This is a genomic window from Streptomyces hilarionis, assembly GCF_024539675.1.
Lineage (GTDB): Bacteria > Actinomycetota > Actinomycetes > Streptomycetales > Streptomycetaceae > Streptomyces > Streptomyces hilarionis.
In genome coordinates this window covers 43,858-57,380 of record NZ_JAHHIT010000063.1, presented here as the reverse complement: position 1 = coordinate 57,380, position 13,523 = coordinate 43,858, and the positions used below count along the sequence as shown (strand labels likewise).

Sequence of the window (13,523 nt, the reverse complement as noted above, 5' to 3'; positions counted from 1 at the left end):
GCTCGGGGGTGGCGGGTACTGGGGCGGGTTGTTCGGTGGCTCCGGGTATCCGTGGTGGGCCCCGTGCCCCGACCGTCCGGACTGCCCGTGCTGCCTACCGGGCCCCATGGCCTGCCCGGACGTGTACGTCCCCGGTGCCGCCGCAGACGTTGATCCGTCCGGAGACGGATACGGATACGGAGACGGGGACGGATACGGATTCGGGGACGGATACGGAGCGGGAGACGGACGCGGCGACGGCGATGGCGATGGCGATGGCGAGGGCGCCATCACCGACGCCGACGCCGATGACGCCGATGACAGAGTCTCCGTGCCGGACCGCTGGGCTTGCGTCGTTTCCAGGGAGCCCTGGCCCTCCTGTGGAGGACTCCCCGTCTGCCGTGGTGCGGAAGCCGCCTCTGTCGCCGGGCAGGAGGGTGAGGGCGGAGGCAACTCCGATTTTCTGGGCGGCTGTTGGCGCCATTCGGGTGGGGAGGTCCAGCTCGCGTCGGAGGCCGGGGTGTGCCGGGCGGCCGGTGGACGAGCAGGCGACTCGGCGTGGCTGACGGGCTGTTGCCGCGGAGCGGGCCGCTGGTCCCGTTCCGGGGCCCGGAGTGGGGAGACCACCGGCACGGAACCCGTGTCCGTCGTTACCGGGCTCTCGTACCTGGCGGGCCACACCTCGCGGAGCTGAGCGTGGAAGCGCTGTAGCTGCGGGTCGCTCGTGTTCGGGTCGGAGTCCAGGAGACGGTGGTACTTGGGATCGCGCCATTGGAGGTAGTGGTCCACGAGGGTGGCAGCGAGCTCGGAGGCCGTGTCCGTGCCGGGGTCCAGCAGGTCGATCCGGCGCAGCCGGCTGTCCTCGGTGGACGAGACACGCCAGGCCGGGACGAACACCACCCGGTACGCCTGGTCGTCCATCGTGTCGAAGGTGGCGAACTGCCAGCTCCCCGCGCCCCGGTCCAGCGAGCGGCCGAAGATCCACCACAGACCCCACAGCACCAGGAGCGCCGGCTCCGGCGACTCCCGCTCGGAGGGCTCCGGTCCGTGCTCCCGCGCCCGGGCGTGCGCCTCGGCCACGGCCGCGTCCAGCTCGCCGACGAGAGCCGACAGCCTCGCCCCCGGAGTGCGCAGGAACTGGGCCACCAGACAGAGCAGCGGGCGGCGGACCAGCCGTACGTTCTCCCACATGCGGTTGCGCATGCGGTTGGCCAGGGCCTTGAGGCGTTCGCGCGGCATCGGCTCGATCCGCCCCTTCACCCGGTCGGCCCAGCCCTGTTCCGCCCAGGGGACGGCGCCCAGGCTGACGCAGTAGAGGGGGACCAGGAGTCTCGCCGGGCCCAGGAGCGCGTGGCAGACCGTGCTGTCGCGGTTCTGGGCGTCGGAGCCGGGGGTGCGGCGGACGAGGAGGACGCGACCGTCGGGGATGATGTGCCGGACGAGGCTGGGGCGCTGCTCGTCGCCCATCACGCGGAGCACCGGACCGAGCCGGTCGGCGAGATCGCGGGCCTCGTCCTCGGGGCAGGAGTAGGCGACCGCGGCGATGCCCGCGCCCCGGTGGCCGAGGTTGCCGGCCCAGCGGAACACGACCTGGTGCACCCGGTCGTCGGGTGCGGCCGTGTCCCCGGGCAGGCCGGGCTGCGTCCGTGTCACAAGCCCACCGCCGCCGGTCCGTCCTCGGCGCCCTCGTCGAGCAGCCCGCACATCGCGAGCACGGAGACCAGCGGCTCCAGCACCCGCAACGGCCGGGTGCCGTGCGGGAACCTGCCCTCGTGGTCGTGGCTGCCGGTGGCCGAGGCGAAGTGCAGGGTGCAGCGCAGCACGCTGTCGAAGGGGCCCACCCACGCCTGACCGGTGTGGTGGCGCAGGAACGCGTACGCGTCCCGGCTCTCCTCCGCGAACCGCTCGGCCATCCGCCGTTCCGGCGGGGGTTCGCCCAGCCAGCGGTCCACGGGCGGCTCGAACCGCACCAGATCGCTCTTGTTGATCACCACGGCCGCCGCCACCCCGAGATACTGCCCGCCCGCGCGCGGCAGCCGGTCCAGCACGGTCTGGAACGCTGGATCGCCGCCCCGGGTGTAGCCCAGGTCGCCGCGCAGCGGGTCCAGGTACGGCATGGGCAGCGCCCGCAGTGGATCCACCACGAAGATCAACGCGTCCACGCCCACCATGAACCGGGTCAACGCGCCGGTGCGGCGCAGGTCCTCGCCGGCCAGGTCGAAGAACGCCACCGGCCGGGTCAGCCCGTCCGCACGGCTCAGCAGCAGCGCGTCCACGAACGCGGCGAACCCGCCGGCGCTGCGGGTGTGTTCCAGCATCGTCCCGGACCGCAGCCGCTCCACCCGCTCGGTCATGAACGTCTGGTGGTCCTGCGGGTTCACCGACTGCATGTGCAGCCCGTACCGCTTCAGACCGCCGTCGGCGATCTCGGCGATCATCTGGGTGAGCAGATGCGTCTTGCCGGTGGCCGAGTCCCCGACCATCGCCACGGTCAGCGGACTGCCGTTGGTCAGATACGGCACCGGAATGTAATGGGCCTGCTCGCCCTCGGAGTTGCCGCACCGCTGATAGGCGGAGCGGAGGGTGTCGGCGAGGCGCAGCGGACTGATCCGCCGGTCCACGCGCAGCTCCTCGAACAGCTGCTTGTCGTTGCGGACGAACAGCTGCTGCTCGTCGTAGGAGATGATCTCCAGGCAGTACGGGCAGAGGTTCTCCTGGGCGGGGGCGCCCGGCGGCATCGGAACGGTCATCGGCGGGTGTCTCCTTCGGACCGGCTCCCGCCGGGCTCGTTCGTGCCGGAGGTGCGGCCTCCGCTGATCCAGGTGCGCAGCCGGCCGCGCTCGCGGGCCGGATACTCGTAGCCGGTGAACTGCGCCGGCGGCGGCGTCCCGCCGTACCGGGCCCCGTCCGCGCCGAAGCCGCCCGGGTCCCCGGCCTGTTCCTGCTCCGGGGGGTACGCGGTGTGCACCGGAGGCGGCGGGGCGAGGGAGGCGTGCTTGCGGCGCCGGATCTCGTCGAACTCCCGCCGGTGGTGTTCCAGCGGGTCGGGCAGCAGCACGCCGGCCGCTTCGGCGGCGACCTCCGGCGCCAGGGTGCGCAGCAGTGCGTCCGGCGTCGGCCGGTCCTGCGCGTGCCGGGCGAACACCTGGCCCAGCGTGTCCTTCACGGACCGCTGCGCGTCCAGGTCGGCGGGCGGCCCGTCGGCGCTCCCCGGCCGACCGGTGACGAGGTGGTACACCACCTGCGCCACGCTCCACAGCGCGTCCCGCGCCTCCGTCGTGCCCACACCGGCCCGCTGCTCGGGCGAGGCGTACGGAGGGATGCCGTACGGCACCCGGGGGCGCCCGGTCCGGACCACCGAGCCCAGGTCCCACACCTGGACGCCCTGCGCGTCCCAGCGGACGGCGCCGGGCACGATGCCCCGGTGCACCAGGCCGATCGCCTCCATCAGCCGTACCGCCAGCACCAGATCGCGTTCCACGGCCCGCTGGTCGCCCATCGACACCCGCTCGGGCGACCCGTACAGCGGGCGTCCGCGTGGCACGGCGTACAGCACGAACGGCGCCGGGGTGTTGACGTCGTAGCCGACCGGCGTCGGGAAGAGACCACCGAAGCGGGTGCCCGCGTACGTCCGGTGCAGCGCCAGCGCGGCGGTGATCTCCGCCTGGAGCAGGGTGTACGCCTCCCGGTCCGCGCCCGCCTCCTGCGGCAGCCGGACCTGGAAGCCCCGCCAGCCGTCCTCGAAGCGGACCGGACGGGCCAGCGCGGGCGGCCGCACCAGACGCGGCCGGTCCGGCCCGAACCTGGCCCGCACCCGGTGCGTGACGCCCTGCGGGGAGACGAAGGAGAACTCCACGGCCGCCTCCCGGGACCCGGCCGGGCCCGCGCCGGTCCCCGTGTCGGTGTGTTCGCGGGTCCGCGCCCGCTTCCCGTGGTCGCCTTCCGCGTGGAGGGACTCCTGACGGACGGGCGGCCGGGGATCGGCCGCCGCGTACGGCTCCGGCGCCGGCCCGAACCGGTCCGGGTGCGGCGCGGGCCGGTGGTCGTTCACCATGACTTCCCCACTGTGTCGGTACGTGCGCCCGGGGCGCGGTCGGTCGTCGTCGTACGGGTACGGTTCACCGCTGCGCCCATTCCTCGCCGGGGTCCTGGACGGATCCGGTCGTGCCGCGGTCCGGGCGGGGGAGAGGGCCGTCCTCGGCCCAGGAGCGCACGCGCACGTTCTCCACCACGCCGGCACGCAGCGGGACCAGTCGCAGCGTGCCGGCGTAGCGGCCGGACGCCGTCCACACCATCGCGGCCGGTACGGCGTCGGGGCCGAGCCCGCCTGCGTGCACCTCCACCACGGGCCGTACGGCCTGCGGGGCGAACGCGATGGACCGTGCCTCGGCCGGGTCCCGGCTGAGCAGCGAGAGTTGCGCCGGGGGGCACAGCAGCAGGGGCCTGCCCTGTTCCGAAGCGGTGTTGAGCACCTCCCGGACCCGTTGCGCCCCGATGCCCAGCAGCGCCGAGGCGTCCCCCCGCGCCCGGTCCTGGCGGGCGTAGGGCGGGGCGGGCACCACCCCGTTGTCCCGCAGGCCCAGCCCGGCCGCCGCGATGGCCAGGGACACGGAGGCCTCCAGCGTGGTCCGCGCCCCGCCCGCAGGCCCGGCGCCGCTCGCGCCGTCGTCGGCGCCGGCGTGGCCGCGCAGCGCGGCCGCCGTCGCGTCGGCCAGGTCCGCGACGAGGGTCGGCACCAGGTCGGGACCGCCCTCGCCCGCGCCCCGGTGCAGCCAGGGCGGGTCCACCCGGGGCACGTGCCGGGGGCGGCCGGGCGCGGCCCAGTCGCCGGTCGTCGTGTCGCCCGGCGGATCGTCGGGCCAGTCGGCCTCCGACCAGGACGATTCGGGCCCCGACGAGTCCGGCCCCGACGAGTCCGGGCCCGGCGGGAACTGCCCTGCCGGGTCCTGGTCCGCGTGCGACGCGTACCGCTGTGATCCGTTCGGCTGTGACGCGTGCGTCCCCGACGCGTAAGGCCACGAGGCGCTCGCCGGCGCCGCGTGCGGTTCTCCCGCGTACCCGTGCCCCGCGTATCCGTGCCCCGCGTACCCCTGTGCCGCGTCCGGCTGTGCCGGGCCCTGCCAGGCGCCGGGGGGCTGCGGCCCCTCGTCCGGCCAGGACGACTCGTCCCAGCCGGGGTCGGACCAGCCGTCGGGACCGGCCGGTCCCACGCCGGACCCGTACGGCGGGCCGGACACCGGATGTCCCGCGTCCGCCTCGACGGCCGCGCCCCGCAGCACCGCCGCGAGCGTCCGGGCGCCGTCCGCGCAGCGGGTGCGCTCCTCGGCCGCCCACCACTGCCGGCGCAGCGCGTCCGCCAGGACGGCGTCCACCCGGGCCAGGCACGGCCCGAGTTCGCAGGCGCCGGTCGCCTCCCACCAGTCGGCCACGGCCCGGCGCCACCAGGCCCCGACGCACAGCACCGCGCCGAGTACACCGGCCAGCACACCCCCGAGCACCAGCTCGCGCGGGACGCTCACCAGCAGGGTCAGCGCGAACCCGGCACCGGCCCCGGCCGACAGCGCGACGGCGCGGGCCGCGTCCGCCCGGTGCACCCGGCCGCCCGCCGCCCGGCCCGGCCGGGCCGCGCCGGCCAGCGCGCCGCCGAGCAGGAACACCGCCGCGGGCAGCAGCGCGAGCAGCGTGCCGGGCCACGGCGCGAGCGCCGAGACGAAGGCGGCCAGCGCCGTCGGCGCGAGCTGCCCCGCGCGGGCGCGGGCGAAGTACAGCGGCGCCGCCGCCGACACCCGCCCCAGCGACTCCTCCGGGCACGCCCGTTCCAGGTCCCGCAGCCGGGCGGCGGACGGCGTCGGAGCGATCCGCTCGGCGAGCGCCGTCAGCCGGGCAGCGACCGCGCGCAGCGGCAGGCCCGAGGTCAGCCAGCGCGCGGTGCAGCGCGGCAGGCCCTCGTCCGGCTCGCCGCCACGCGGGCGGCGTTCCCACATCTCCTCCGGCAGCGCCACGCCCCCGTCGGCGAGCCGCGCCAGCGCGTCGCCGGGCGGGACACCGGGCGAGCCGCTGTCCCGGAGCACACCGGCTACCACGTCCCGGTACCGGCGCAGCGAGTCCACCGCCCGTGCCATCGCCGAGGGCACTCCGTCAGCGAGCTGACGGTTCATCAAAATTGATCGCACGGAGCACAGTTCGTCCCGAGCCCCGGTGAGCTCTGCCACGGCCCGTTCGCAGGCGGCGCGGGCGGCTTCGGCGGAGCCGCCCGCACGCAGCAGCGCCGTCACCGGGCGTTCCGGGCCCGGACCGAGCAACTCGGCCAGCCCGGGCGGGAGATCCTCCGCGACGGGCGGCCCGGTGACCGGCGCCTCACCCCCGGCGAACCGGGCCAGCGCGCCGGTCCATGCGCTGTCCCGTGCGTCCGGTGTCAGATCGTGCTCCAGCACCCGCAGCGAGAGCGTGGCCACCGACACCGGGGCGTCGTGCAGTTCGGACAGCACCTTGTCGAAGATCTCCCGCACCCGCAGCAGATCGGCCAGGGCGACCAGCGCCGCCTCCGTCTCCCCGGCCGGGTCGGCGGTCCGCGGATCGTGTCCCGCCCGCGGATCGGGCGCCCACAGCACCCCCGTACGGGAGGACTGCAACACGGACGCCAGCCGAAGCCTGCGACCGGCTCCGCCCTCCGCCGGGCGGGCGTCCGGGTACGACGCGGTCCGGTACGGCGCGTCCGCGTCCGACGCGTCCGAGGGCGGCGGGTTCGCGGACCGAGGCCGTTCCAGGTCGCCGACGACCAGGCAGAGCAGGCTCACCGCGCCCAACGTCGGTGCCGCCGCCACCAGTTCGTACGCCTCGGCGTGCGCCGTGAGCCCGTCCGGCTCGTCCAGCACCAAAAACCGCAGGTCTCCGGCGTCGGCCCGGCCGCTGTCCGGCAGCAGGGCGCCCACCCGGCGGCGCAGATCGGCGCCGTCCACCGGTACGTCCCGGCCTCCCCGGAAGTCGAGTACGACGACCGGGCTCCCCGTGCCGCTCACGCGTGCTTCTCCGAGTTCTCGCGGGCGCCGTCGCCGTCGCCTTCGGACGTGATCTCCTCGTCCGGCCAGTCGGCGTCGCCGTCCGCGTCCGAGATGCCCCACGGCGCGGCGGAACCGGCGCCGGGCCAGCCCGGATCGGGTTCGGCGGCGCGCGGGAAGGGCGGGTACTCCGGCGCCCGCGTAGGGGCCGGTCCCGGCGCGGGCCGCCCGGCCGACGCCTGCGGCGCCGTGGGCCGGCCGGCCCACGGCACCGGCCCGACCCGGCCGGGCTCCCCGGGCGCGCCATGGCCCACGTCCCGGCGCGGGTGGTCCGCCGGTCCGCCCCCGGCGGGTGGGGGCGGGGTGTCCGGCCAGTGCCGGGTCCGCTCGTCGTGCCGGGGCGCCGACGGCCACCGCGCGTCCCCGTCGTCGCCCGGCCGGCTGCCGGCCGCCGGCCCGCCGTCGGCGCCCGGCCTGCCGTGCGCGGGCACGTCCCAGGCGTCGGAGCGCCGGGGCCCGGCGCCGTGCGTCGCGCCGTACGGGGCGGCGGGCTGCCCGACGTCCGCCGGGCCGGGGTGCTGCGGACGCTCGGCGGGCCGCTGCTCCCAGGACCGGTGCCGGGCCTCGTCCGGGTGCGCGTCCGCGCCCCGGTCGGAGGCCCACCGTTCACCGCGGGCCGGGTGCCGTGGGTCCTCGCCCGCGCTCCGGCTCTCGTGGACCCACTCCTCCAGTTCGCGCAGGGTCGGATGGGCGCGGTTCTCGCCTTCCGGGAAGGGCAGGTCGAGCGCGTCGGGCAGGGTCTCCGCCCAGAACTCGCGCAGCCGGCGCGTCCAGTCGGACACCCGCGCGCCGTAACGCCGCTGCCGTTCGTCCAGCAGCCGCAGCTGACGCGGCGCCACCTCGTGGACCAGTTTCAGATACAGCTCCGAGGGCTCGCTGCCCGAGGTGCCCAGGCCGCGCGGCAGCGTGTTCATCACCACCTTGCAGTAGCTCTGCACGATGTTCTCCTCCGCCAGCAGCGCCCAGCGCTCGTACGCCCGCAACAGCCCGGCCCAGCTGGAGATGCCCTCCCGGTAGTCGGTGAGCGCCAGCTGGATGCCGAGCGCGTCCTGGCCGGCGTCGTCGTGCAGCCGGATGCGCAGCCGCTGCGGGGACGCCGGGTCGCCCTGGTAGTCGATCTGGCCGTTCCACAGCGCGCACAGCAGCCGGTTCAGGATGTGCGCGCGATCGTCGGGCGTGCTGGCCAGCCAGTCGTCGCGGTACCCGAGTCGCTGCCGCCAGCGCAGCACGTCCTCGTCGCGGCGGGTCTCCTGCGCCCGGGCCCACTGGCGCAGCACCTTGCGGGCCTCCGGCACCTCGGTGAGGCTCATCTCGCTGCGGAACAGCACCACGGAGATCGAGTCGGTGTCCACCGCCCGGTACTCGATGGTCCGTTGGCTGTCCGAGGGCAGCCGCAGGTGCTTCTCCAGGTAGTTGTCCACGTTCACCCGGCGTGAGCCCGGATAGGTGATGAGGACCTTCAGCCGCCCGTTGCCCTCGGGGGTGAACGTGGCCGGCAGCAGACCGGCCAGCTTGTACCGGAACTGCTCCAGCGCCCGCGTGCTGACCTGCTGGGACGCCTCGGAGTCGCCTGCCTCGGCGGCCAGCAGCGTGCTCATCCTGGGCAGCAGCGCACGGGCCTGCCGTCCGTCGGGACGCTCGGAGAACAGCCGCTGCACCCGGTGCTTGAACGCGGCCTTCACCTCGGACACGGCCGCGTCGGGGGAGTGCCGGCAGGCCGCGAAGGCGCTGCGGCGCAGCTCGGCATCGACCAGCTTGTGCAGCAGCGCGGCCTCGTCGCCGTTGGGCCCGAGCTGGTGGCTCTCCACCAGACGCTCCATCAGCGCCTGGTAGAACCGGCCCAGGTTGCCCTGCGGGGGCAGCAGGTAGGAGACGCCCTTGCGGTCCTCGTACAGCTCCTTGACCTGCGCGGCGTGTCCGCGCGGCTGGTCGTCCACGTGCTTGCGGAACGCGGCGCCGAGCGCCTGCACCTCGTTGCGCAGCAGGTTCGCGGCCTGCCGCCAGCGGGGTTCGTGCTCGCTCCACGCGCGGTGCCAGATCGTGCGGGCCCGCCACTTGTACCAGCGGTTCTGCAGATCCAGCGCGGTGGCCACCTCTTCGTCCGCCCAGCGCAGCCGGGGCCCCACCACCCGGCCCTTGATCCTCGGCACCAGCGGTGGCTGCACCTCGATCCCGGCGGGCCGCGGCGGGTCCTGCCGGCGGTTGTCGAGCATGCCGAGGAAGCCGAGCCGGGCCACCGTGTTGGTCTCGCCCGACACACCCGACACCACGCGGCCCAGCGTGAACAGGTCGTGTTTCAACAGCAGTTGCTCGGCAGCCGCGCGCGGCGAGAAGCCCTCCACCAGGAGCGGCATCCGGTGCGCGACGTGCCGTTCCAGGTCGGCCAGCAGTCGCCGCATCTGCTCCAGCCGGTCCCGCAGCCCGGATTCGATCTCGCCGCTGCCGCGCGGCAGCGGGTCCGGATCGATCACCTCCAGCGGCTCGCGCCGCCACAGCTCGCCCAGCCCCGCGGCGGTGAACATCTCCCGGACCAGCGGCGCCGTCTCGTGCGGTACGGCGGCGGAGGCGTCGGTCAGCCCGGTCACCGCGTGGGCCAGCATCTTGGCCGCGACCAGCTCGGCCAGCTCGTCCAGCGGCGCCGTCATCGACGCGACCAGGCTGGTGGAGATGCCCTTGCGGCCGATACCCGTCGCGGACCGGGTACGGCGGCTGATGTCGCCGTTGACGAAGTTGCTGGCGAACGTCTGGTAATCGTCGTCGCGTCCGCCGCCCTTGGCCTCGCCCAGGTTCAGGTCGGTGCCGACCAGGGACACCACCAGGGAGACGATGGAACGGCGGAGGTCGTCGGGGCGGATGCCGGCCGTCTGGCTGAACAGGAACGCGGTCGGCACGGTGCCCGGCCGCAGCGACACCGGGTGGATCTGCGGGTAGCGGATGCGCAGCGACTCCTGGAGGTCCACGTCGCCCAGTTCCGCCTCGGCGTCCGGCGCGTTCTGCTCGTCCACCAGCCGAGACAGGTCCACCACCGCACGGGCGGCGTTGAGTTCGGCCTCCCGGCCGCCGCCCTTGGCCTCGGGGAACGCGGACGGCATGACGACCAGCGGATAGATCCGCGCCCCCCGGAACTTCTTGTCCTTGAACGCCTGCCCGATCAGATGCAGGTAGTCGAGGAAGATGCCCGCGCCGGTCCCGCCGGCCACCGAGAACGCCACGAACACGTCGCAGCCGTTGATGGTGTCGCCGCCCACCTCCTGGAGTTCCCCGCCGGACCCGGCGATCACGTCGATGGCCCGGTGCAGCGGTGTCAGCACCGGCGCGGGACCGTTGGCGAGGGTGGCGAACAGGGCGGCGCGGCCCACCGTGGGCAGCTGGCCGGCGCCGTTGCGCAGCGGGTTGATCTTGGGTTCGCCGCCGTGCGGCGGCAGCCAGTCGGAGACCTCGTCGCGCAGCAGCGCGCGCAGCATCCGGGTCACCTCGGGCGAACTGTCGTAGTCGGCGGGCAGCAGGTCGTGCGTGGCGCGCGAGGTGCGGCTGTAGGCCTGCCTGAGCGCGGTGTCCGCGCTCAGGTGCGGCAGCCGGCCCAGCTCGGCCTCGCTGTAGTCGGCGTACACGAACTGCAGGCAGCCGGGCAGCTGGTAGGGCAGCCGGCCGTTGCCGGTGAGAGCGGCGCCGTCCGGGCCGCAGAGTTCGGCGCGCAGCCGGCGCTCCAGTTCGGCGCCGATCAGGCCGCCGGTGCCGCCGAGGCCGACGAACAGCATCGGCTGGAAGATCTTCATCGCTTCGTTTCCCCCCTGTCCGGTGCGCGCGCACCGGGCGTTCGATGGACCCAGGTCCCGTGGGCGGACCTGCCGTGGGCTGGTGGTGCGGCTCCGGCGGTCCGGTGTCAGGTGGCCTCGTCGAATTCGTCGTCGTACGAGGAACCGCCGTACGCGGAACCTCCGTACGAGGAACCGCCGTACGGGGGGCTCCCGTACGTGTCGCGCACCCCGAGGTCGTCCGTGTCCCTCCGGTCGGACGGCGCCGTGACGGGCTTGCGCCGCCGGGGCAGCAGGTCCGCGAGCCACCGGGGCGGGCCCGGCCGCCGGGCGGCGGACCGGCCGCCGACGCCGCGTTCCACGCGCAGCCGGACCCGGCCCTCCAGCGGGATGTCACGGGCCAGCGGATACGACTCGTCGCGCCCGTCCGGGGTGCGCAGCCGGACCCCCTTGCGCGGGTCGCGTTGCAGGGCGTACCCGCCGATCGGACGCGGGTCCAGCCGCGGGCTGGGGCCGTCCGGGTCGGACACGTCGAACCGGTACCAGGGGTCGCGCTTGCGGGGCACCGTCGTCTCGCTGGTCGTCCGCTCCCCGGAAGCGTCCGACACGGTGAGCCGGAGCAGCAGCCCGCCCGGCGAGACGTCGTCGCGCTTCTGCTTCCGGTGCCAGACGAACCAGCCGAGCAGCGCGGCCAGCAGCACGGCGCCGGTCACGAGTGCCCACCACCACGCGTCCCAGAACCGCTGCGGCCAGGAGGGAAGCGGTGTGACGTCCACCTTCACCAGCTTCGCGTCGAGCAGCCGTGCGGAGTCGTCCGCGTCCGACACCTCGATCCGCGCGGTCAGTTCGCGCGGGACCGGCTTCCCGCCGACGGTGAGCCGTCCGGCGCGGTCCACGGAGTCGCCGGGGGCCAGGGTGACCTCGGTGAGGGAGAGCGCGACCGCGCCCGGCTCGGTGTCCCGCAGCGACAGGCGCAGGGTGCGCGGCCGGTTCGAGTCGTTGGACGCCAGCAGCCGGAACGGCACGCTGCCGCCGGGGCGCACCTCGGAGTCGGCCACGCGGAGTCCGGCCCGCACCTCGGGGTTGGGCGAGGCGATGCGGGTCAGGAACGGGCGGTGGTCGGCGGTGAGTCCGACGGCGCCGAGCACTCCGACGGCCTTGAGCGCGCCGGTCGCCTGCCGGGGGATCGTCACGGAGCCGGTGAAGCGGCCGTCGCCGGCCTTCTTGTCGCCGTTCTCCCCGTCGTCGGAGAGCGCCAGGTCCAGGGGCTCGAACCCGTCGCCGGTCAGCCGCCCGGAGACCTTCAGGCGGCGCAGGTCCGCCGGGTCGCCGATGCCCTGCTCGTCGCGGGTCTGGAGCGTCAGTTCCACGCGGGCCGTCTCGCCCGGCCGGGGCGCGGCGGGCGTCATCACGATGGAGGAGCGCACCGCCCCCCGCCACTGCACGGAGACACTGGCCAGTCGGCTCCGGTGGCCCTCCGGTGCGTCGAGCCGGACCTGCCAGCGGCCGGGCCGGGGATCGGTGATGCGCAGCGACTCCACCTCGCCGCCGGATCCGGCCAGCGTGAACGTCGAGCCGTCGGAGCGGCCGCCGGGCTCGATCTTCTGGCCGCGCGGGTCGTAGTACGTGGCCCGCACCGCGCGGTCGCCCTTGGAGACGACGATGGTGGCGAGCGTCGCCAGCGGGGACATGGGCACGGAGATGTCCGCCGGCGGGGTGTCCTTGCGCGGCGGGTCGGTGACCAGGCAGCGGGCCCCGGCGAAGGCGCGCTGCACGGCGTCGCCCAGGCTCTGGGAGTCGGTGGCCTCGTCCGCGCGGGGGCGGGCCGCGTCCAGGTCCGCGCACCCGCCTCCGTAGCCGCCCTTCGCCATGTCCCGCAGCGCGTCCATGTCGATCTTGTCGCCGAATCCGAGCGGCCAGATCTGCACCTTCGCGGCGCGTGCCTCGGCCAGCGCCTTGGTCAGCTCGCGGCGGCCGTTCTCCGCCCGGCTCTCCTCGTCGGTGCCGTAGGAGGGGCTGCCGCTCACGTCCAGCTTGCCGTCGGTGAGCAGGAACAGGATGCGCGGGCGGCTGCCGCCGTGCTCGCCGAGCCGGGTCACCGCCTGCCGGATGGCGTTCGGGAAGTCGGTCCCGGTGCCCCGGCCCGCACCCCGCCGGGCCAGGCGGCCGATGCAGCCGTCCATCTTCTCCCGGGCCACCGCGTCGAGCGCGGTGGTCGGGCACACCTCGTCCACCGGGCTCTGGGCGTCGTTGTCGGCGCTGGCGAAGCCCAGGACGGTCATCCGCGACGTCGGGGAGATCTCCCCGACCGCGATCCGTCCGGCGGCGTCCCGCTCCCGCTCGACGTCGGCGGTGCTCAGACTGCTCGACTCGTCCACAGCGACGGCCAGGTCCACCGCGTCCGTCGCGGGGGGCGCGGCCGGGGCGAGCGGCGCGGGCACCGCCGTCTGGCCCAGCGCGGTCTGCCCGAGCAGCAGCAGCGCCAGCACGGCGGCGGCCCGCCCCACACCCGGCAGCCCGCCCGGCCGGCCGGCCGCCGTACGGCGCGCCCGGGCCGCCGCGCGGGCGCGGGACGCGGTACCGGCGTCGGCCGTCCTGCGTCCTGCGGCGGTTCTGGTGGCGCGATCGTCCGTCGTGACGGCGTCGGACACCGTACGCCCCCCTCGCCTCTGCGCCGCGCGCCCCGGGCCGCCGCGCACCGGTGCGGTGTCGTGTGCGTCCATTTCGTCCC

At 75.3% G+C, this 13,523-nt stretch carries 5 protein-coding genes and 1 pseudogene; all 6 read right to left on the bottom strand.

Features of this window, described 5'->3' with window-relative positions; genetic code table 11:
• Positions 1–1,632 (bottom strand): annotated as a pseudogene (locus KMS84_RS16690) (hypothetical protein); the annotation flags it as partial.
• Entirely contained in the window at positions 1,629–2,729 is a 1,101-nt protein-coding gene (locus KMS84_RS16685) for a hypothetical protein (protein ID WP_256917015.1), read from the bottom strand. The gene KMS84_RS16685 and the pseudogene KMS84_RS16690, both read right to left, overlap by 4 nt.
• Positions 2,726–4,033, bottom strand: a complete 1,308-nt coding sequence (locus KMS84_RS16680) for a hypothetical protein (RefSeq protein WP_256917014.1) — start codon at positions 4,031–4,033, stop codon at positions 2,726–2,728. The genes KMS84_RS16685 and KMS84_RS16680 overlap by 4 nt, the downstream gene beginning before the upstream one ends.
• A 64-nt stretch (positions 4,034–4,097) precedes the next feature.
• Positions 4,098–6,998, bottom strand: coding sequence for a hypothetical protein (locus tag KMS84_RS16675; protein ID WP_256917013.1), 2,901 nt, complete (start codon positions 6,996–6,998; stop codon positions 4,098–4,100).
• The gene (locus tag KMS84_RS16670; protein ID WP_256917012.1) at positions 6,995–10,813 is read right to left on the bottom strand and encodes a tubulin-like doman-containing protein; all 3,819 of its coding nucleotides are present in this window, start codon (positions 10,811–10,813) and stop codon (positions 6,995–6,997) included. Before KMS84_RS16670 ends, KMS84_RS16675 begins: the two co-directional genes overlap by 4 nt.
• A 107-nt stretch (positions 10,814–10,920) precedes the next feature.
• On the bottom strand, positions 10,921–13,443 hold the full coding sequence (locus KMS84_RS16665; RefSeq protein ID WP_256917011.1) for a VWA domain-containing protein: 2,523 nt from the start codon (positions 13,441–13,443) through the stop codon (positions 10,921–10,923).
• Between the last annotated feature and the right edge of the window lie 80 nt (positions 13,444–13,523).

Excerpts from the sequence above, each read along its gene's own strand:
- KMS84_RS16670 (WP_256917012.1), bottom strand. The coding sequence starts at position 10,813 with ATGAAGATCTTCCAGCCGATGCTGTTCGTCGGCCTCGGCGGCACCGGC.
- KMS84_RS16680 (WP_256917014.1), bottom strand. The coding sequence starts at position 4,033 with ATGGTGAACGACCACCGGCCCGCGCCGCACCCGGACCGGTTCGGGCCG.
- KMS84_RS16685 (WP_256917015.1), bottom strand. The coding sequence starts at position 2,729 with ATGACCGTTCCGATGCCGCCGGGCGCCCCCGCCCAGGAGAACCTCTGC.